The sequence below is a fragment of the Stenotrophomonas sp. 115C5 genome, assembly GCF_056861055.1.
This window is the reverse complement of record NZ_JBSPUQ010000007.1, coordinates 1-17,944: the sequence shown is the minus strand read 5'-3', so window position 1 is coordinate 17,944 and position 17,944 is coordinate 1. Positions and strand designations below refer to the sequence as shown.

General features: G+C 66.9%; 17 protein-coding genes and 3 tRNA genes. 7 read left to right on the top strand and 13 right to left on the bottom strand.

Translation table 11 applies throughout. From position 1 onward, the window contains the following. Positions 1–38: 38 nt before the first annotated feature. From AC13FN_RS10495 to AC13FN_RS10475, 5 genes are all read right to left on the bottom strand, one after another. Positions 39–515, bottom strand: coding sequence for an LEA/WHy family protein (locus AC13FN_RS10495; RefSeq protein WP_049401709.1), 477 nt, complete (start codon positions 513–515; stop codon positions 39–41). A 162-nt stretch (positions 516–677) separates the two neighbouring features. Then, a complete protein-coding gene (locus AC13FN_RS10490; protein ID WP_049437370.1) occupies positions 678–1,229 on the bottom strand; it encodes a lipocalin family protein in 552 nt (183 codons plus the stop codon). 97 nt (positions 1,230–1,326) lie between these two features. Then, positions 1,327–1,902, bottom strand: coding sequence for a hypothetical protein (locus AC13FN_RS10485; protein ID WP_482984876.1), 576 nt, complete (start codon positions 1,900–1,902; stop codon positions 1,327–1,329). A gap of 100 nt (positions 1,903–2,002) precedes the next feature. Beyond that, a tRNA-Phe gene (locus AC13FN_RS10480) sits at positions 2,003–2,078 on the bottom strand. Between the two features lie 73 nt (positions 2,079–2,151). Next, positions 2,152–2,227 (bottom strand) — tRNA-Phe (locus AC13FN_RS10475). Between the two features lie 334 nt (positions 2,228–2,561). Here AC13FN_RS10475 and AC13FN_RS10470 point away from each other — a divergent pair. Then, positions 2,562–3,587 carry an NADP-dependent oxidoreductase gene (locus tag AC13FN_RS10470; protein WP_482984877.1) on the top strand — a complete coding sequence of 342 codons (1,026 nt, stop codon included), beginning with the start codon at positions 2,562–2,564 and terminating at the stop codon, positions 3,585–3,587. A 37-nt stretch (positions 3,588–3,624) separates the two neighbouring features. On the opposite strand, the gene AC13FN_RS10465 is transcribed toward AC13FN_RS10470, so the two are convergent. Continuing rightward, positions 3,625–4,467, bottom strand: a complete 843-nt coding sequence (locus tag AC13FN_RS10465; protein ID WP_054172210.1) for a bifunctional transcriptional activator/DNA repair enzyme AdaA — start codon at positions 4,465–4,467, stop codon at positions 3,625–3,627. 132 nt (positions 4,468–4,599) lie between these two features. Here AC13FN_RS10465 and AC13FN_RS10460 point away from each other — a divergent pair, with 132 nt between their 5' ends. Then, positions 4,600–5,361 carry an SDR family oxidoreductase gene (locus AC13FN_RS10460; protein WP_482984878.1) on the top strand — a complete coding sequence of 254 codons (762 nt, stop codon included), beginning with the start codon at positions 4,600–4,602 and terminating at the stop codon, positions 5,359–5,361. 6 nt (positions 5,362–5,367) lie between these two features. Here the strand turns inward: AC13FN_RS10460 and AC13FN_RS10455 are convergent, their stop codons facing one another. Further along, positions 5,368–5,853 carry a hypothetical protein gene (locus AC13FN_RS10455; protein WP_049437416.1) on the bottom strand — a complete coding sequence of 162 codons (486 nt, stop codon included), beginning with the start codon at positions 5,851–5,853 and terminating at the stop codon, positions 5,368–5,370. 160 nt (positions 5,854–6,013) lie between these two features. On the opposite strand from AC13FN_RS10455, the gene AC13FN_RS10450 reads away from it, so the two are divergent. Then, positions 6,014–6,184 carry a hypothetical protein gene (locus AC13FN_RS10450; protein WP_162838413.1) on the top strand — a complete coding sequence of 57 codons (171 nt, stop codon included), beginning with the start codon at positions 6,014–6,016 and terminating at the stop codon, positions 6,182–6,184. Positions 6,185–6,247: 63 nt separating this feature from the next. Here the strand turns inward: AC13FN_RS10450 and AC13FN_RS10445 are convergent. The 4 genes from AC13FN_RS10445 to AC13FN_RS10430 all read right to left on the bottom strand — a co-directional run bounded on the left by AC13FN_RS10445 (position 6,248) and on the right by AC13FN_RS10430 (position 9,304). Continuing rightward, positions 6,248–6,323: transfer RNA gene (locus AC13FN_RS10445), tRNA-Ala, on the bottom strand. 94 nt (positions 6,324–6,417) lie between these two features. Continuing rightward, the gene (locus AC13FN_RS10440; RefSeq protein WP_478412750.1) at positions 6,418–7,344 is read right to left on the bottom strand and encodes an alpha/beta hydrolase; all 927 of its coding nucleotides are present in this window, start codon (positions 7,342–7,344) and stop codon (positions 6,418–6,420) included. Next, positions 7,334–8,227, bottom strand: coding sequence for an alpha/beta fold hydrolase (locus AC13FN_RS10435; RefSeq protein WP_482984879.1), 894 nt, complete (start codon positions 8,225–8,227; stop codon positions 7,334–7,336). The genes AC13FN_RS10440 and AC13FN_RS10435 overlap by 11 nt, the downstream gene beginning before the upstream one ends. Before the next feature lie 21 nt (positions 8,228–8,248). Next, entirely contained in the window at positions 8,249–9,304 is a 1,056-nt protein-coding gene (locus tag AC13FN_RS10430; protein WP_054172206.1) for a sugar phosphate isomerase/epimerase family protein, read from the bottom strand. A 101-nt stretch (positions 9,305–9,405) separates the two neighbouring features. On the opposite strand from AC13FN_RS10430, the gene AC13FN_RS10425 reads away from it, so the two are divergent. Together AC13FN_RS10425 and AC13FN_RS10420 are read left to right on the top strand one after the other, a co-directional pair. Continuing rightward, positions 9,406–9,987 carry a TetR/AcrR family transcriptional regulator gene (locus tag AC13FN_RS10425; RefSeq protein WP_049437387.1) on the top strand — a complete coding sequence of 194 codons (582 nt, stop codon included), beginning with the start codon at positions 9,406–9,408 and terminating at the stop codon, positions 9,985–9,987. A 180-nt stretch (positions 9,988–10,167) separates the two neighbouring features. Beyond that, positions 10,168–12,498 (top strand): TonB-dependent receptor, encoded by a 2,331-nt coding sequence (locus AC13FN_RS10420; RefSeq protein ID WP_054172205.1) that lies wholly within the window; start codon positions 10,168–10,170, stop codon positions 12,496–12,498. Between the two features lie 75 nt (positions 12,499–12,573). Here AC13FN_RS10420 and AC13FN_RS10415 read toward each other — a convergent pair whose 3' ends face one another. Together AC13FN_RS10415 and rnd are read right to left on the bottom strand one after the other, a co-directional pair. Then, positions 12,574–13,647 carry a hypothetical protein gene (locus AC13FN_RS10415; protein ID WP_054172204.1) on the bottom strand — a complete coding sequence of 358 codons (1,074 nt, stop codon included), beginning with the start codon at positions 13,645–13,647 and terminating at the stop codon, positions 12,574–12,576. 90 nt (positions 13,648–13,737) lie between these two features. Then, positions 13,738–14,817, bottom strand: coding sequence for a ribonuclease D (gene rnd, locus AC13FN_RS10410; RefSeq protein WP_049437393.1), 1,080 nt, complete (start codon positions 14,815–14,817; stop codon positions 13,738–13,740). Between the two features lie 84 nt (positions 14,818–14,901). Here rnd and AC13FN_RS10405 point away from each other — a divergent pair, with 84 nt between their 5' ends. Together AC13FN_RS10405 and AC13FN_RS10400 are read left to right on the top strand one after the other, a co-directional pair. Continuing rightward, a complete protein-coding gene (locus AC13FN_RS10405) occupies positions 14,902–16,788 on the top strand; it encodes an SUMF1/EgtB/PvdO family nonheme iron enzyme (RefSeq protein WP_478415128.1) in 1,887 nt (628 codons plus the stop codon). Positions 16,789–16,877: 89 nt separating this feature from the next. Continuing rightward, the gene (locus AC13FN_RS10400; protein WP_019336850.1) at positions 16,878–17,774 is read left to right on the top strand and encodes a M48 family metallopeptidase; all 897 of its coding nucleotides are present in this window, start codon (positions 16,878–16,880) and stop codon (positions 17,772–17,774) included. Positions 17,775–17,944: the final 170 nt, after the last annotated feature.

Sequence of the window (17,944 nt, the reverse complement as noted above, 5' to 3'; positions counted from 1 at the left end):
GGGGGAGCGGCGCCGGGCGCCGCGGCGGAAAGCGGGAGTCAGCGCAGCACGCCCGGCAGGCCCGGGGCCTGGTTGAGGGTGCTGCGGCTGCTGATGTCGAAGCTGCGCTGCTTCTTTTCCTGCGGCGTGGCCGCCACCGTTCCCTTCAGGCCGTAAGCCAGGGTGCGGTTGCTGGCCAATGCGTCGGCCACCACCAGGCGCGCGGCCGAGCTGGGCACGAGGTCGACCTGGATGACATCGGCCGAGGTGCCGCCGATGGAGATGCCCGGCTTGGCCTGCAGGGTGCCGGCGTCGCTGTCGCCGACGGTCAGTGCCAGCGCGACGTCATCGAAGGTCATGGGCATGGAGCTGTAGTTCTGCAGGCGCAGGGCCACGGTCCAGTTGCCGTCGGCGCGCACGGTCAGCTGCTGCAGGCTGGCCGCCGGTTCCGAAACACGCTTGACGATGCCGTTGTTGCAGGCAACAAGGGCGAGGGTGCACAGGACGATCAAGGCGATACGGAAACGGTGGAGCATGGGCGCAGGTCCTCTGGAGGGGTGCGTTGGATAAGCATACTACGGCGTATGGTCGTTTGGATCGCCTGTGGCGACCCGTCGCAGAGGGTAGCGCGTGAAGATGGCGGCCGGGCGTGCGCGGCGCCGGATGGCGCGCGCGTGGTGCGCCGGATGCGGGGAGGTTCAGTCGGCGGGTGTATCGCGAATCGGGGCCATCAGGCGCAGCGGGCCGAGGTCGTAGCCCATGGCTTCGGCTTTTTCTTTCAGCTGTTCGAACCGGGCGCGATCCATTTCCGGCAGGCGCGAGAGGATCCACAGGTACTTACGGTCCGGTTCACCGACCAACGCCCACTGATAGTCCGGGTCCAGGGCCAGGACCCAGTAGTCGGCCCAGACCAGTGGCACCCAGCTCAGCCAGTCCGGCACGAAGCGCACCTGCAGCTGGCCGGGATGGCCGGCAACCGGGCGTGCTACCCCTTCAGCAACCACACGTTCTCCGTCGCCGTTGCGGCAGGCGTTGGTGACACTGATGCGGCCATCGCGGCGCAGCCCGTAGTTGGCGGTGATTTCGCCGACGCACTGTTTCTGGAATGACACCGGAAGATGCGCGATCTCGTGCCACTGGCCGGCATAGCGATCGATGTCCAGCGTGTCGACCGCGCGCACCGGCTCGGCGGCGATCACCGGCAGGGCGGCCAGCAGCAGGCAGGCGAGCAGGGCGGGGCGCAGAGGCATCGGCGTACTCCGTTAAGGAGTCCTGAGCTTAGGCGAGCGGCCAAGGCCACGTGTAAAGGTTCCATGCGCCGGCAACCATTGCCGCCGTCTGTTGCAATTACTGCTCGAACGGGCGTTGACTGCGCTCGTCGCCGTCAAAGGTAAGCGTTCGCGTATGCAGTGTGCCGCTGCTCATATCCCATTTGAAGGTGTCCAGCCCTCCGCCGCCGGTTCCCTTGGAATGCAGGCGTATTGCGCCGCGGGTCAAATTGTCGGTCAGCAGCAGTTGCGCGGAGCCGTCGGCGTCCACACGGAGTCCGGCCCGGTCCCGCCAACGGTCCTCGCCCTGTCCCTTCGGGGCATCCAGGGCAAGAGCGACGCTGTCGTCCTCGAATGTACTCAGGCCGCCTCGCTCGGCGCCGGAGGCATCGAAAATCAGGATGCCCGCTGCTCGGCTTCGTCGCCCGTCTTCTGCGCTGTCCTGGCCAATCTCCACCCGCACCACGCCGTGCTCGTCGAGTACCTGCAGCTGCCGCGTGCTCAAATGATCGACGTGTAATGGGGCATCGCGCTGCGAAAGCATCCAGGCCGTGACTGCGGTCAGGCCCAGCAACAACACGGACAGCCCGGCAACCAGCCAGTGCAGGCGTCGCAGCGATTGCTGCAGTTGGGGTAGAGAAGGGGCGTCATCCATGTCATCAGTGCTCCATGCAGTGAACCAAGGACGGTACTACAGAGCCGGCAGGCACGGTCGCGCAAAAAAAAAGACCTGCATTTCTGCAGGTCTCTGAAGATGGTGGCCGAAGACGGAATCGAACCGCCGACACGGGGATTTTCAATCCCCTGCTCTACCAACTGAGCTACTCGGCCAAATTGTGTGGCAACCGTGATCAAACCCGGTTTCCGGAAAAAAAAGACCCGCATTTCTGCAGGCCTTCGAAAGTGGTGGCCGAAGACGGAATCGAACCGCCGACACGGGGATTTTCAATCCCCTGCTCTACCAACTGAGCTACTCGGCCACATGTTTCGTTGCAGCGAGGTCGCTGCCAAGGACGCGTATATTACGGAGGTCGCCTGCCTTCGGCAAGCGTTTTGCCAAGATTTCTTCACATTGCCGTCTGCGCGCGCGCAAGTGCTTGATCCTCCGTTGTGGGGCGGGGCGTGGCCAATCGATCATGGCCTGCGGTGGAAATCAGCAGGTCGCCGCGATCGCCAAAGCTGCAGGGGCAAGGGGGGCGCCGGACCCGCGCGGGTCCGGGCAATGGAACGCTGTTTTCGTGGCCGCCATCGGGGATCGCCGCGGCGTAGTGTCGGCAGTCCTTTCCCAATGCTGGCAACAGCAGAGACCTGGCCATGTCCGATTCCTCGACCACCTCCCGCATCGTGCTTGCGTCGCGTCCGCAGGGGGCGCCAAGTGCAGCCAATTTCCGCCTGGAACAAGTTGCGTTGCCGTCATTGGCCGCTGGCGAGGTGCTGCTGCGCAACCGCTACCTGTCGCTGGACCCGTACATGCGCGGACGCATGGACGAGGGCCCGTCGTACGCCGCGCCGGTGGCGGTGGGCGAGGTGATGGAAGGGCAGACCGTGGCCGAGGTGCTGCAGTCCAATGCCGAGGGCGTGGCCGCAGGTGAGCTGGTGCTGGCGCCGGGTGGCTGGCAGACCCATGTGGTGCTGCCGGCCAAGGCACTGGGGCGCCGGCTGGATCCGGCCGGGCTGCCGCTGAGTACGGCGCTGGGGGTATATGGCATGCCCGGCTTCACCGCCTATTCCAGCCTGCATGAAATCGCCCGTTTGAAGCCGGGCGAGACGTTGGTGGTGGCTGCCGCGACCGGGCCGGTGGGTGCGACCGTGGCCCAGCTGGCCAAGCTGCAGGGCGCGCGCGTGGTCGCCATCGCCGGTGGCGAAGCCAAGCGTGCCTATCTGCAGACGCTGGGCGTGGACGTGGCGCTGGATCATCGCGCCGCTGATTTTGCGGACCAGCTGCGCGCGGCGGTTCCTGCGGGTATCGATGTGTATTTCGAGAACGTGGGCGGGCACGTGCTGGATGCAGTGCTGCCGCTGCTCAACGACTTTGCCCGCGTTCCGGTGTGCGGCACCATCGCCACCTACAACGAGCGCGGCGTCGAGCAGCCCGGTCCAGACCGGTTGCCCGCACTGTTCAGCCAGATCCTGCGCCAGCGCCTGACCGTGCGTGGTTTCATCGTGCACGACTTCAACCATCTGTGGCCGGACTTCGAACGCGAGATGCCGCAGTGGCTGCGCGAAGGCCGCATCCAGTACCGCGAGGATGTGGTGGAAGGGCTGGAGAATGCGCCGGAGGCGTTCTTCGGGCTGCTGAAGGGGCACAACTTCGGCAAGCTGGTGGTGAAGCTGGATTGAGGGCTTGGCGGTGTGCCGACCAAGGTGGGCACCTACCTCAGGCAGTCGAGGCTTTTTCCCGGCGCAGCAGTTCGCGCTTGCGCGCTACACCCCACGCATAGCCGGACAGGTCGCCGTCGCGGCGCACCACGCGGTGGCAGGGCACGGCTACCGCCAACGGATTGCTCGCGCAGGCACGTGCCACCGCACGACTCGAGCGGGGCGCGCCGATGCGCGCGGCAATATCCGCATACGACGCGGTCTGCCCGCGCGGAATCTGCTGCAGCGCCTGCCACACCCGTTGCTGGAACGCGGTGCCACGGATGTCAAGCGGCAGGCTGGCGCCCCGCGTGGGATCCTCGACCAGGCCCACCACCTGTGCCACCAGTTGTTCATAGCCCTGGTCGGCGCCGACCAGTTCGGCCTGGCGGAAGCGTTGCTGCAATGACTGCAGTAGCGTCTCCGGATCGTCGCCGAGCAGGATCGCGACCACGCCGGTGGCACTGCTGGCCACCAGCACGCTGCCCAGTGAACTTTCGGCAAGCGCGAAGTGGATGACTTCGCCGCGACCCCCTGCGCGCCACTGCTTGGGAGTCATGCCCAGCAACTTCGGTGCGTTTTCGTAGAAACGCCCGCTGGAACCGAAGCCGGCATCGTGGAAGGCGTCGGTGATGCGTTCCTGCTGTTGCAGCCCGGTGCGCAGGCGATCGGCGCGCAGCGCGGCAGCGTACTGCTTCGGGGTCAGCCCGGTGGCCTCCTTGAACAGGCGGTGCAGGCGGGTCGGGCTGCAGCCGGCGATGTTGGCCAGTTCCTGCAGCGAGGGTTCGTCGAGGCTGTCCTGCAGGTAGCGGCAGATGCGTTCGACGCGGGCATCGAGGGCGGTGGTGGCGGTACTGTCCATGGCCGGATTCTGGCACGCGCCGGTGCTGCGGAAACTCCGTTTCCTGCACCGATGGGCCAGGCCCGGAAACGGAGTGTTGGCAGGGGAGAGGCGCGGCATCGTGGCGGCCACTTCACAACCGGTACTACGACCATGCGCCTGAACAACAAGATCGCCCTCATCACCGGTGCCAGCGCCGGCATCGGCCGCGCCAGCGCCCTGCGCTTCGCTGCCGAAGGGGCAAAGCTGGTGCTCAACGCACGGCGGCCGGAGCCGCTGCAGGCGCTGGCCGAGCAGATTCGCGCCGCCGGTGGCGAAGCCGTGGTCCATGCCGCCGACGTGGCCGACCCGGGTACGGCGCAGGCGCTGGTCGATCTGGCCCAGCAGTCATTCGGCGGCCTGGACATCGCCCTCAACAATGCCGGCATGCTTGGCCCGGGCGTGCCGGCGGCGGAGTTCCCGGTGGACGCCTGGCGCGAAGTGATGGCGGCCAATCTGGATGCCGCCTTCCATGCGGCACGCGCGCAGTTGCCGGCACTGCTGGCGCGCGGCGGCGGCTCGCTGGTGTTCGTCGGTACCTTCGTCGGCCACACCGTGGGATTCCCGGGCATGGCGGCCTATGCGTCGAGCAAGGCCGGGTTGATCGGCCTGAGCCAGGTGATCGCTGCCGAATACGGCGCGCGCGGCGTGCGCAGCAACGTGCTGCTGCCCGGTGGCACCGATACCGAGATGGGGCGGCAGGCCGCACCCACCGGCGATGCCCGCGACTTCGTGCGCTCGCTGCACGCACTGAAGCGCATGGCCGAGCCGGAGGAGATCGCCAACGCGGCGCTGTTCCTGGCCAGCGATGAAAGCAGTTTCGTTACCGGTACCGCGATGCGCGTGGAGGGTGGGGTGTCGATCACCCGCACCTGAGCGGGGTCACGAGCGTGGCGCGTAGCGGATACCGCTGCTGGCCATGAAGCCTTTCGGATCGAAACGGGCCCAGGCTTCGCCCCAGTCGAACCGGGCGTGGCCGCCGGCCAGCTTGCGACCCAGCGCGGCACCCAACGTGCGGCGCATGAAGGCGACTTCGGCATCGATCGCGGTCTGGGTCGGCCAACCGTCTTCCAGTGTTGCACCGGGCAGATCGACGCCCATCGTCACCATGTCGAGCTGCTGCCCGTGGAAACATAGGCTGATGCCGGCGGGCGCACCGCCCAGGCTGAGCCGGTGCAGGCTGAGCCAGTGATAGCCGGTGCCGACATCGCGCTGCCCTCGCACCAGCGCGGCGTAGGCGACACGCGCCTCATCCCGTGACAGGGTGGGGCCGATCAGCGTCGGCAGGTTGCCGAGCTGGATGCTGCCGTCGGTCGCATTGAGGAGCATCGGCAACACGTGCGCAGCGTGCTGGGCAGGAGAGGGCATGGCATACCGGTAGGCGTGGTGCCCCGGATTCTGGCTGCGCGGGGGCTGCGGCGGCAAGCCAGTCCTGCACATGACGTTGGCGCAGGACTGACCTGCGGCTTACCCGGCAACCTCTAGCGTGGTGGGCAACGAGGGCCCGGCGCCGGCGTGGGAGATTTCGATGAACGAGCGAAGCAAGGGTCAGGACCCGAAGCAGGGCATCCAGGAAAGTCGCCAGGACAGGAAGCAGGACGATGTGGCCAAGCAGCGGCCGGGCCAGCGCGATCAACAGGTGCGTGATACACACTCGCGCAGTCCACATCGCAAGGATGGCGGTGAGGAGCCGGCCTGAGCCGTGGGCGCTTATAAAGAAAAAACCCGCAGATCATGGAGATCTACGGGTTCTTCTGAATAGTGGTGGAGCCAAGGAGGATCGAACTCCTGACCTCGTCATTGCGAACGACGCGCTCTCCCAGCTGAGCTATGGCCCCACGGCAGGCTTTCAGTGTAGCGCTGCCTGCCGGGCTTGCCAAGCGCCGGGCCGGGACGGCGGCAGGCGTTGATCTGCCGCCGCCCCCAGCCGGTTCAGGCCAGCGCCTGGCGCAGCAGATCGCCCGCGCGCTGTACCGCCACGCCAGTGGAAACAGCCACGCCCTGCAGGTGGATGCAGGCATGGATCATCCCCGGCAGCCGCTCCAGCGTGCAGTCGACACCCGCAGCCTGCAGGCGGTGCGCGTACTGCTCGGCCTCGTCGCGCAGCGGATCGTGCTCGCAGCTGAGTACGGAGGCTGGCGCCAGTCCCTGCAGGTCTGTTGCCTGCGCGGGCGAGGCCAGTGACGGTGGCTGATCCAGATCACCCAGATAGGCCTGCCAGCAGCGCTGCATCAGTTCGGCGCTGAGGTAGTAGCCCGCGGCGTAGTCGCGGTAGGAATCGCTGCCCATGCCGGCATCCAGCGCCGGGTACAGCAGCAATTGGTGGCACGGTTGCGGCAGGGCCCGTTCGCGCAGCAGCAGGCAGCAGGCGGCGGCGAGGTTGCCACCGGCGCTGTCGCCGCCGATCGCCAACCGTTGCGGGTCCAGGTCGAGGCGCTCGGTGTTGTCCTGCAACCACTGCCAGGCGTCGGCGACGTCATGCAGTGGAACCGGGAACGGGTGTTCCGGCGCCAGCCGGTAGCCCACGGCCACAATCACGCAGCCGCTGGCATTGGCCAGCGCACGGCAGGGGCCGTCATAGACCGCCAGCGAACACTGGAACCAGCCGCCACCGTGAGCGAACAACAGGGCCGGCGCCGGCCCGTCGGGCAGGCCTTCCGGTGTGTAGAGGCGGACCTCCAGCGCATGCCCGTCGCGTGCGATCACCGCATGTTCGATTACACGCGCAACCGGCTGCGGCGCACCCTGCAACTGTGGCAGCGCGCTTTCGCTGATCGCCCGCAGTTCGCGCAGGTCCTCCGGCAGCGGATGGGCCGCAATGGCATCGACGAACTGCTGCAGCGCGGTTTCAAGCTGCATGACGTGCCTCCTGCAGGAACGGCAGCAGCTGCGCCAGGAACGCCTGCGGCGCTTCTTCCATGATGAAGTGACCGCAGCCCGGCACGATGCTGCCGCGCACGTTGTCGGCGTGCGGTTGCAGGGTCAGCATCGGCGCATCGGCGGTGGCGTGCTCGGCGCCGATGGCCAGCACCGGCATCGCCAGCCGGCGTTGTGCACGTTCCTTGTTCTGGCGGATGGTTTCCGGAATCGCGCGGTACCAGGCGAAGCCGGCCCGCAGCGCGCCGGGGCGGCTGTAGGCGGCGATGTAGGTGTCGGCAGCCACCGCGTCACGGCGGTACGACCAGCGGTCGAACATGAATTCCAGATAGGCGCGCTCGCGGCCACTGATCAGTGCCTCGGGCAGGTCCGCCACCTGGTTGAACATGAAGTGCCAGAGGAAGATGTTGTCGGCCGGCGCAGCGAAGATGCCCGGTTCCGGGGCCAGGCCGGGAATCACCGCCTCGGTGACGGCCAGCTGGCGCACTGCCTGCGGCTGGTCGCTGGCCAGCGCATAGGCAATCCACATGCCGATGTCATGCCCGACCACCTGGTAGCGGGAATGACCCAGCGCCTGCATGGTCTGGTGCAGGACGGCGGCGGCGCTGCCGGTGTCGTAGCCGTGGGTGGGGCGGTCGGATTCACCTATGCCCGGCGGATCAACCGCGATGGCTTCGAAACCAGCCTCGGCCAGGGCGTGCAGCACATGGCGCCAGGCGTACCAGGTCTGCGGCCAGCCGGGAATCAGCAATACGGGTTCACCGTGGCCGGCGGATACGCAATGCACGCGCTGGCCATCGATGCGCAGGTAGTGGTGGCGCAGGGCGTCGTCGCCGGCAGCGCCAGCGGAAAGGGAAGTGGTCATGGGGGAGTGCTCCGTTGGGGCTCAGGCGATGCCGAGCATCTGCTGCATCTGTGCGGTGCTGATCGGTGCACCGGCGAAGTCGTCGAAGATCTTGTCGGTGACCGGAATGATGTGGTCGCGGATGAATGCGGCGCCTTCGCGCGCGCCGGCTTCCTGGTCCTTCAGGCAGCACTCCCATTCCAGCGTCGCCCAGCCCTGGTAGTCGTACTGGGCCAGCTTGGAGAAGATCGACTTGAAGTCGACCTGGCCGTCGCCCAGCGAGCGGAAGCGGCCTGCACGTTCGGTCCAGTCGGCGTACCCGCCATAGATACCCTGGCGACCGCTGGGACGGAACTCCGCATCCTTGACATGGAACATGCGGATCAGCGGGTGATAGATGTCCAGGTACTCCAGGTAGTCCAGCTGCTGCAACACGAAGTGGCTGGGATCAAACAGGATGCGGCAGCGCTCGTGCTGGCCGACGCGCTCGAAGAAGCGCTCGAAGCTGGTGCCGTCATGCAGGTCTTCGCTGGGGTGGATCTCGTAGCAGAGGTTGATGCCGTTGTCCTCGCAGGTATCGAGGATCGGCCGCCAGCGTCGCGCCAGTTCATCGAAGGCCGCGTCGATCAGGCCCGGCGGGCGCTGCGGGAACGGGAACAGGTAGGGCCAGGCGAACGAGCCGGAGAAGGTGCCCATGTCCTGCAGGCCGAGACGGCGTGACGCGCGCGCGGCCAGGTGCAACTGCTGCTGCGCCCATTCGCTGCGGGCCTTCGGATTGCCGCGCAGTGCTTCCGGCGCGAAGCCATCGCAGAGTTCATCGTAGGCCGGATGCACGGCCACCAGCTGGCCGAGGATGTGGGTGGTCAGTTCGCTGACCTGCAGGCCGTGCTCGGCCAGGGTGCCGCGAATGTCATCGCAGTAGTCCTGGCTGTCGGCGGCGGTGGCCAGATCGAACAGGCGTGCATCCCACGCGGGAATCTGCAGGGCCTTGAAACCGTGGCCGGCGGCCCACGCGGCAATGCCGGCAAGTGAGTTGAAAGGGGGCTGGTCTCCGGCGAACTGCGCCAGGTGCAGGCTGGGGCCCTTGAGGGTCTGCATGTGTTGCTCCAATTGTTTGTCGATCGACAAAGAATAGGCGCGACCCTCGCGGTGGTCAACACCCGCGTTACACTGCGCGCCTCACTGGAGCAGGCAGGCAGATGGCAGGGCGACCGCGCGAATTCGACAGGGACCAGGCGTTGCGCAAGGCGATGCTGCTGTTCTGGCAGCACGGCTATGAAGGCACGTCGATGTCGGCACTGGTCGAAACGCTGGGCATCGCGTCGGCGCGCATCTACGCCGCGTTCGGCAGCAAGGAGCAGCTGTTCCGCGAAGCCGTGGCGCTGTACGAAGAGGGGGAGGGCGGTTTCGCACCGCGCGCGCTGGAGCAGGCAACATTGCGTGAGGCGATCGGCTCGATGCTGCGCGAAGCCGTGCTGACCTACACCCGTCGCGGGCGCCCGCATGGTTGCCTGGTGGTGTCCTCGGCCAGCAGCGTGTCGCCCGATGGCGAAGGCGTGCGGGACTGGCTGGCCAGCCATCGTCGCCAGCGCACGGCGGCGATCATCGCGCGCCTGCAGCAGGCGCAGGCCGAGGGTGAGCTGGCCGACGACGCGGCAGTGCAGGCACTGGGCGATCACTTCGCCACGGTGCTGCATGGCATCTCGGTGCAGGCCCGTGACGGCATCAGCCGCGAGCGCCTGCTGGCGATGGTCGATGTCGCGTTGACCCCGCTGCCCTGAGTCAAGCCTTCAGGGCGTGCGGAATGCCCGGTGACTGTGCCGAAACCGCTTGTTTCGCCGGGTTTGAGTGCTGCGCAACGAAATCGTAACAATTTGGGGGATAATGGCCGCTTGCGCAGTTTTCCTCCTTTTTGCCGCCCGGCCCGCGCAGGCCGCACGGACGCCTCCTCAGAGCATTGCATGCCCTCCCATACCGATTCCCGCCGCCTGTCGGGTCTGTCGTCTTCCCTTGTTTCCTTCCGCCGCCACCCGCTGGCACTGGCCTGTGCCGGCCTGGCCCTGGTCGGCAGCTTCGGTGCCGCCGCGCAGGACAGCGCGCCGACCCCGACCGGCCTGGACACGATCACCGTGACCGCCGAACACCGTGAGCAGAACCTGCAGGAAGTGCCGGTTTCGGTCGGCGTGGTGCAGGGCGAGCGCATGCGCGACTTCACCGCCGGCGGCGACGACACCCTGCTGGCGCTGTCCGGCCGCGTGCCGAGCCTGTATGCGGAAACCACCACCGGCCGCATCTTCCCGCGCTTCTACATCCGCGGCCTGGGCAACATCGACTTCTATCTGGGTGCCTCGCAGCCGGTGTCGATCATCCAGGACGACGTGGTGCTGGAACACGTGGTGCTGAAGTCCAACCCGGTCTATGACGTGGACCAGGTGGAAGTGCTGCGCGGCCCGCAGGGCTCGCTGTTCGGTCGCAACACCACTGCTGGCATCGTCAAGTTCGACACCCTGAAGCCGACCCAGGACTACACCGGCCGCGTCAGCGCCAGCTACGCCACCTACAACAGCGTGTCGATCGACGGCGGCTTCGGCGGCCCGATCAACGACATCGCCTCGTTCCGCGTGTCGGCCCTGTACCAGCACCGCGACGACTACGTCGACAACACCTACAAGGGCCCGAGCGCCGATGGCACGGTCAGCCCGAAGAAGAACGCCATGGGCGGCTTCGATGACCGCAACGTGCGCGCGCAGCTGCTGCTGACCCCGAGCGACCAGTTCTCGATCCTGGCCTCGGCCCACGCCCGCGATTACGAAGGCACCTCGACCCTGTTCCTGCGCGGCGCGCTGACCAAGGGCTCGAACAAGACCGACGTGCCGCGCGACAAGGTTGCCTACGACGAAGCCGACAACAACCCACAGGCCTACAAGACCTACGGCGGTTCGGTGAAGGCACGTTACGACTTCGGCGCGATCGACTTCACCTCGATCACCGCCTACGAAACCACCTCCGGCTACAGCCGTGGTGACACCGACGGTGGCGCCGCGGCGAACTTCCCGGTGAACGGCGTGCCGAACGGCTACGGCCAGTCGATGGGCCGCATCCGCGACCTGGACCAGTGGACCCAGGAATTCCGCCTGGCCAGCCATGACGACAGCGCCCTGCAGTGGCAGGCCGGTGCGTTCTACTTCAACGGCAGCGACACCACCGACTTCTACCAGCGCGCATGGTTCCTGCAGGGCGCGGCACGCAACCCGAACAACTGGGTGCGCCTGCGCAACAAGAACACCTCGTGGGCCGGTTTCGGCCAGCTGAGCTACGCCTTCACCGACAAGTTCACCGTCACTGCCGGCCTGCGCCAGACCAAGGACGAGAAGCACACCCGTCTGCTGAAGACCGCCGATACCGCCGCCGGCGTGGTCACCTACAAGGGCCGCACCGACGTCAAGATGTCCGACACCACGCCGAGCTGGGATCTGAGCGCGATGTATCAGTTCACCCCGAACGTGAGCGTCTACGCCAAGGTCGCGCGCGGTTTCCGTGGCCCGACCATCCAGGGCCGTTCGGCGGTGTTCAATGCCGACTTCACCACCGCCGATTCCGAGACGATCCTGTCCTGGGAAGCGGGCGTGAAGAGCAGCCTGTGGGACAACCGCCTGCGCCTGAATGCCACCGCGTTCACCTACACCGTCAACGACATCCAGCTCAACGGCAACGATTCGGACGGCAACGGCGTGCTGTTCAACGCCGACAAGGCCAAGGCCTACGGCTTTGAAGCCGACATGGAACTGCGCCCGATCCCGAACCTGACCCTGAGCGCCGGCCTGAGCCTGCTGCACAGCGAGATCAAGGACAAGCGCGTCTACGCGCAGGTCTGCGGCCTCAACGGCCAGGTGGTCTGCACCGTCGGCGACCCGACGATCAAGGTCGGTGCCAACACGTTCGCCCAGATCGACGGCAACCCGCTGCCGAACGCGCCGAAGTACAACGTCAACCTGGCCGCCCGCTACGACTTCCCGGTCAGCGACGCCGGCACCATGTTCGTCTCCACCGACTGGAACAAGCAGGGTTACACCAGCTTCGTGCTGTACGACAGCAAGGAGTTCAACTCCAAGGGTGATTTCGAGGGCGGCCTGAAGATCGGCTACTCGGGCAACTATGGTGCCTACGAAGTGGCGCTGTTCGCGCGCAACATCACCAACGAGAAGAACCTCAAGGGTGTGATCGAGAACTACATGGCGGCGGTTTACAACGAACCGCGCACCGTGGGTGTCTCGTTGAACATGAACTGGTAAGCCTTACCCCGTCGTGTAACGGAAACGGCGCTCATCGAGCGCCGTTTTTAGTTGCTGGCCAGGCATCATCCGTGCTCAAGGCGTGGCGCTGACGCCCTTGCCCAGCGCTGCATCGGACGGCGCACTGGGGCCCAGCACCTGCAGCTGCATCGCCTCCATCCGCTCCAGTACCTTGCGCTGCTTGCCGTTGAGGCCGCGCGAGGTGATTGCGATGTGCTTGCGTGCAGCGTCCAGCGGCGCGGGTTGGTAGTGCACCCTGAAGCGGCGCAGGGCGCATCCCGTCAGCTTGTCGACCGGTGCGCAGTCGTTCGCGTTGAAATCGATATCGCCGTCGGCGGCAACAATGAAGGGGCTGAGCAGGATCTGCCCTTCGCGGGCAGTGAAGCCTAGTGGCGCGTGGGCCTTGGCGATGACCGCCTGGATGCGTACGGCAGGGATATCTTCAGGGACGATCCTGTCATCCCAGTAGCCTTCGGTCGGGCGCGAGGTTTCGTAGTTCTGGGTGCCCCATGCCACGCAGTTGCCGGAGGCCACATGCACCGAGATGCAGACCTGCTGGGAGTGCTGATCGGTCAGGACGCCGGGTGGTACCCAGACCTTCTTCCAGGAATAGAAACGGTAATCGACGTCGGCCAGGCGGGTGGCGCCGATGTCCTTCGATACTTCGTCCGTGGTCCCTAGCGGCTTCAGCTTGGCTACGCGGGTGTTCAGGCGGTAGTTCTCCGCACCGTTCAGCAGATAGGTGCCCGGCGGAATCAGATGCACCTCGAACACGTCCATCAACACCGTCCGCTGCGGGCCGGTTTCCAGTTCGTTGGTGTTGAACAGCTGCACATAGCCCTGGGAGGGAATGTCCTTGTGCTGGAAGGACACTCGCGTCGAGAACCCGGGTAGGTCGGTCGAGCGGTTGCCCAGATGAAAGCCTGGGACCGGAGAGCCGACGCCTGGCCCGCCGTTGTGCACGGCATACGGGGCCGGCACCAGCACGGCAACCAGACCGTCGCGGGTGGCACCGTCAATGATGTCCACCAGCTTGGCTGTGTTCTCCTTTTCCTGTGCATAGGAAAGCGGTGCTGCCTGCCCAGAGCATGTCAGGCCCAACGTGGTTAGCAGCAGTGCGCAGGCGGTCGCGATCTTGAGGCTCCGCATCGACGTCTCCTTGTCAGTACCGGCAAACCCTAGCACGGCCCCTGCAGGCTTGAGGTGCACGGCGCCGGCGTGGTCCGGCGCCTTGTGCCATCAACGTGCGGGCAGCAGCGCCTGCAGCCGCGACTCCAGTTCCTGCTGGCGCCAGCCGGCCAGTGCGGCTGGCCATTGGCGGCGTTCCAGATAGCTTTCCAGATGCTTGCGGGATGCCAGCACGCCATCCGGCAGGCCCAGCTCGCGGCTGCGTTCGGCCACCGCGTCCTGCAGCTTCTTCACTACCTGCTTGTTGCTGTCGTTGGCGGGCAGTGCCAGCGGTGCCTCGGCCTCATCGGCCAGCGGCGTGGACAGTGCCTGCCAGACCGCGCCTGCCAGCTTGCGCGGTGCCTTCGGGAACTGCTCGAACAGCTTGCCCAGCGCAGTCTCGTCGGCCGGTGGCGTGCGCGCCAGGGTGGCGGCCAGTTCGTTGTCCAGGATCCAGCTTCGCGGGCGGTCGCTGTTGCGTGCCTGCACATCACGCCAGCGCAGCAAGCGCAGCAGGCGGTGCTGTGCGGCGGCGTCGAGGAACTGCGCCGAGCGCATCGCCAGATGCGGCCAGCGGTCCTCGTCGTTGGCGACGCTGGCCAGCAGGCGCTCGCCATCGTCGTGCAGCCACTGCTGGCGGCCGAGCGCCTGCAGCTTGGCATCAATGGCGTCATGCAGCGCGAACAGGTGCTCGACATCGTCGGCGGCATACTGCAGCTGCGACTCGGAAAGCGGGCGGCGCATCCAGTCCGAACGGGTTTCGCCCTTGGCCAGCGCCACGCCGGTGATCTCCGCCACCAGCTTCTGGTAGCCCATGCCGCCGCCGATGCCGGCCAGCGATGCCCCGATCTGGGTGTCGAACAGTGGTCGCGGCAGCACGCCGCACGCCCACTTGAAGGCGACCAGGTCTTCGCTGGCGCTGTGCATCACCTTGGTGATGGATTCATCGGCCAGCCACGGTGCCAGCGCCTCGGTCATGCCGGGAATCAGCGGGTCGATCAGCAGGATGTCCTGCCCGACCGCCATCTGCACCAGGGCCAGCTGCGGCCAGAAGGTGCGTTCACGGATGAATTCGGTGTCCAGGCCGATGCGGGTCGGGCGCTGCTGGAAGTACGCATCCAGCTCGGCGGGGGTGGTGATCCAGGTTGCCACGGTTCAGGGCCTACTACTCGTGTTTGCTCAGGCAGGGGAGAATAGCCTAACGTCGGTGCGCGTCCGTGCCGAAGGAGGCTCCGCTTGCGTTTTCCGTTGTCGTCCGCGCTGTGCACCGCCCTGGCCATGGCCTTGGCAGGCTGCACGCCGTCGCCCCCCACGGCAGCGGACCGGAGTGCCGGGGAGGAGGCGCGCCCGTCCGCGAACGCAGACAGCGACGAGCGCCCGCAGGCCGGGCAGGGCAGCGTGACCATCGCCGGTGAGGATGCCGCCGAGGATGTACAGCAGTGGACGCCGCCGCGGGTGGACCGCCAGGGCCGCAGCCTGGCCCAGTTGCGCCGCGCGGCCGGGCAGGCCTTCACCGAGGGCCGGCTGTATGAGGATGCCGATGCCGCCATCCCGCTGTGGCTGGCGGTACAGGAAGAGGACCCGGATGACCGCCAGGCCCGCCAGGGCCTTCAGCGTGCCCGCCAGCGCCTGCAGCAGCAGGCGGATGCGCTGCTGGTGCGGCCGCTGAAGCAGCGCGAGGCGCTGGCCGAGGCCAGCCGCCAGGCGCTGGTGCTGCTGACCCTGGCGCCCAAGGACGAGAAGGTACGCGCACTGCAGGGTCGGGTGGAGCTTGCCCAGCGGGTGGTCGCTTACAACCGCGCCGGTGAAGAAGACCTGCGCTCGGACCGGATCGGCGAGGATGGCGACGGGGCTATCGGCAACTTCCGCGAGGCGCTGGCACTGGACGAGAACAACAGCCGTGCACGGCAGGGACTGGCCGCGGCCGAAAGCGGGCTGATCCGTCGTGCCGAGGACGCTGCACGCACGCGCGATTTCGCCAGCGCGGGCACTTGGCTGGCCGAAGCCAGCAAGGTGCGCGACTCGTCGCCGACCATTGCCGACGCGTTCGAGCGCATCGAGCAGATCCGTGCGGCGGCATTGCTGCAGCTGCGCGATGACGGCCTGCGCGACCTGTCCACGCCGCAGGGCCTGAAACCGGCACGCGAGAAACTGGCCGAGGCCCTGCGCATCGCCCTGCCGGGAGACGCGGTGGTGGCCCAGCTGCGTGAGCGTATCGACCTGGCCACCCACTACGGCAGCTTCCGCCCGGGACAGGTGTTCAGCGACGCCATGCGTGATGGCGGACGCGGGCCGCAGATGGTGGTGGTGCCGCATGGCGGTTTCCAGATGGGCGCCGGTGATGCCGAACCGGGTTCAAGCGATGCCGAGCGACCATCGCACTATGTGCGCTTTGATCGAGGCTTCGCGATGGCGATCACCGAGGTCACGGTCAGCGATTTCCAGCGCTACGTGAAGGCGACCAATGCGCGCCCCCGGGCGACGCGGCGCGGCCATTCGGTGGTCTATGACGAACGCAGCGGCAATTTCATCCGCCGCAGTGGCGTGGACTGGCGCTCGGATTACGACGGTGGCCGCGCGATGGCCAATTCGCCGGTGATGCACGTCAGCATCCGCGATGCCGAAAACTACGCGGCGTGGTTGTCCGAGCAGACCGGGCGCAGCTACCGGTTGCCCAGTGAAGCAGAGTTCGAGTACGCGCTGCGCGGCGGCAACAGTGGTCGCTACCCCTGGGGCGATGCGGGCACGCCGCCGCCGGGCAGCGGCAATTTCACCGGCAGCAAGGATGTGTCGCCCTCCGGGCGGCATTGGCACAACGCCTTCATCGGTTATGGCGATGGCTGGTGGGGGCCGGCACCGGTAGGGAGTTTCCAGGCCAATGCCTTCGGCCTGCACGACATGGGCGGCAATCTCAGCGAATGGGTGGCCGATTGCTGGCATGCCAGCTACCGGCGCGCGCCCGCCGATGGCGCCGCCTGGTTCAACCCGGGCTGTCGCGCACGGGTGATCCGGGGGGGCAACTGGGCCAATGCGCCGGAGCAGACCCGCGCCGCCTGGCGGCAATCCCAGGACTCGGATACCACCAACGCGCGCATCGGCTTCCGCCTGGTACGCGGCATCTGAACGGCAGCCGGCTTCACCCGCTGCTGGCATCGGCGCACTAAGATTGCGCCGTGCCCGCCGGCCGGCGGGGCCTGCTGGAAGCCGACCCGATGCGCAACGATCCCTTTTCCCGCCCGCCACAAGGCTCGCAGCGCCGCGGCCTGTTCGGCAACATCCGCTGGTGGGTGCTGCTGCTGGCCGCCGGCTACGCGGTCTTCTACTGGTTTTCCAACCGCACGGTGGATCCCTATACCGGTGAGAAGGTGATGATCGACAGCAGCCTGGACGCGCGCCAGGAGACTGCTTTGGGGCTGCAGGCCTACCAGCAGATCCTGTCGCAGGAACGGCCGATGGACCCCAATGCACCGATCGCGCGTGATGTGCGTGACATCGCCCAGCGCCTGATCGCCAAGGTCGATGTGGTGGAGACCGCGCTGGCCCAGGAGCATGGCGTGCAGCCGGCGCATTTCGCGCGGGACTTCCAGTGGGAAGTGAATGTGATCCCCTCCGACCAGGCCAATGCGTTCTGCCTGCCGGGCGGCAAGATGGCGGTCTACACCGGGCTGGTGCCGGTGGCGCGCACCCGCGATGCGATGGCGGTGGTGATGGGCCACGAGATCGCGCATGCGCTGCTGCGCCATGGTGCGCAGCGCATGGCCCAGCAGAAGCTCACCCAGATCGGGCAGGTGGCCGGCGCCGCCAGCGGCATGGATGCACAGCAGCAACAGATGATGATGTCGGCGATGGGTTATGGCTACCTGCTGCCGTATGCGCGCAGCCACGAGACGCAGGCCGACGAAGTGGGGCTGATGCTGGCCGCAGCGGCGTGCTTCGACCCGCGCGAGGCGGTGCCGTTGTGGCAGCGCATGGGCCAGGCCAGTGGTGGCCAGTCGCCACCGGAGTTTTCCTCGACCCACCCGAACCCGGGCACCCGCATCCAGAATTTGCAGGCGCTGATGCCGAAGGCACTCGAGTACCGGCAGAAGTTCTGCGAGCAGGCAAAGTAGAGGGTGTTGTTCGGCAGGGCTTGCAGCCCTGCACCTGCCGAAGCCAGAGCAACAGCAACCGCCGAAGCAAAAGCTGGCTATCCGTGGGATGGCGGGGTGGGTCCGGTTGCGGGAGACGCCGTAAACCCGTCCATGGGGGCTTGGCCGCGGCATCCATGCCGCGGACACTC

Bases quoted from the DNA above. Each gene is read 5' to 3' on its own strand.
- AC13FN_RS10435 (WP_482984879.1), bottom strand. From the start codon at position 8,227: ATGACCACTTCCCTTTCCGCTGGCGCTGCCGGCGACGACGCCCTGCGC.
- AC13FN_RS10495 (WP_049401709.1), bottom strand. From the start codon at position 515: ATGCTCCACCGTTTCCGTATCGCCTTGATCGTCCTGTGCACCCTCGCC.
- AC13FN_RS10460 (WP_482984878.1), top strand. From the start codon at position 4,600: ATGCGCCTGAACAACAAGATCGCCCTCATCACCGGTGCCAGCGCCGGC.
- AC13FN_RS10420 (WP_054172205.1), top strand. From the start codon at position 10,168: ATGCCCTCCCATACCGATTCCCGCCGCCTGTCGGGTCTGTCGTCTTCC.
- AC13FN_RS10450 (WP_162838413.1), top strand. From the start codon at position 6,014: ATGAACGAGCGAAGCAAGGGTCAGGACCCGAAGCAGGGCATCCAGGAA.
- AC13FN_RS10465 (WP_054172210.1), bottom strand. From the start codon at position 4,467: ATGGACAGTACCGCCACCACCGCCCTCGATGCCCGCGTCGAACGCATC.
- AC13FN_RS10415 (WP_054172204.1), bottom strand. From the start codon at position 13,647: ATGCGGAGCCTCAAGATCGCGACCGCCTGCGCACTGCTGCTAACCACG.
- AC13FN_RS10455 (WP_049437416.1), bottom strand. From the start codon at position 5,853: ATGCCCTCTCCTGCCCAGCACGCTGCGCACGTGTTGCCGATGCTCCTC.
- AC13FN_RS10485 (WP_482984876.1), bottom strand. From the start codon at position 1,902: ATGGATGACGCCCCTTCTCTACCCCAACTGCAGCAATCGCTGCGACGC.
- AC13FN_RS10490 (WP_049437370.1), bottom strand. From the start codon at position 1,229: ATGCCTCTGCGCCCCGCCCTGCTCGCCTGCCTGCTGCTGGCCGCCCTG.
- AC13FN_RS10470 (WP_482984877.1), top strand. From the start codon at position 2,562: ATGTCCGATTCCTCGACCACCTCCCGCATCGTGCTTGCGTCGCGTCCG.
- AC13FN_RS10400 (WP_019336850.1), top strand. From the start codon at position 16,878: ATGCGCAACGATCCCTTTTCCCGCCCGCCACAAGGCTCGCAGCGCCGC.
- AC13FN_RS10440 (WP_478412750.1), bottom strand. From the start codon at position 7,344: ATGCAGCTTGAAACCGCGCTGCAGCAGTTCGTCGATGCCATTGCGGCC.
- AC13FN_RS10430 (WP_054172206.1), bottom strand. From the start codon at position 9,304: ATGCAGACCCTCAAGGGCCCCAGCCTGCACCTGGCGCAGTTCGCCGGA.
- AC13FN_RS10425 (WP_049437387.1), top strand. From the start codon at position 9,406: ATGGCAGGGCGACCGCGCGAATTCGACAGGGACCAGGCGTTGCGCAAG.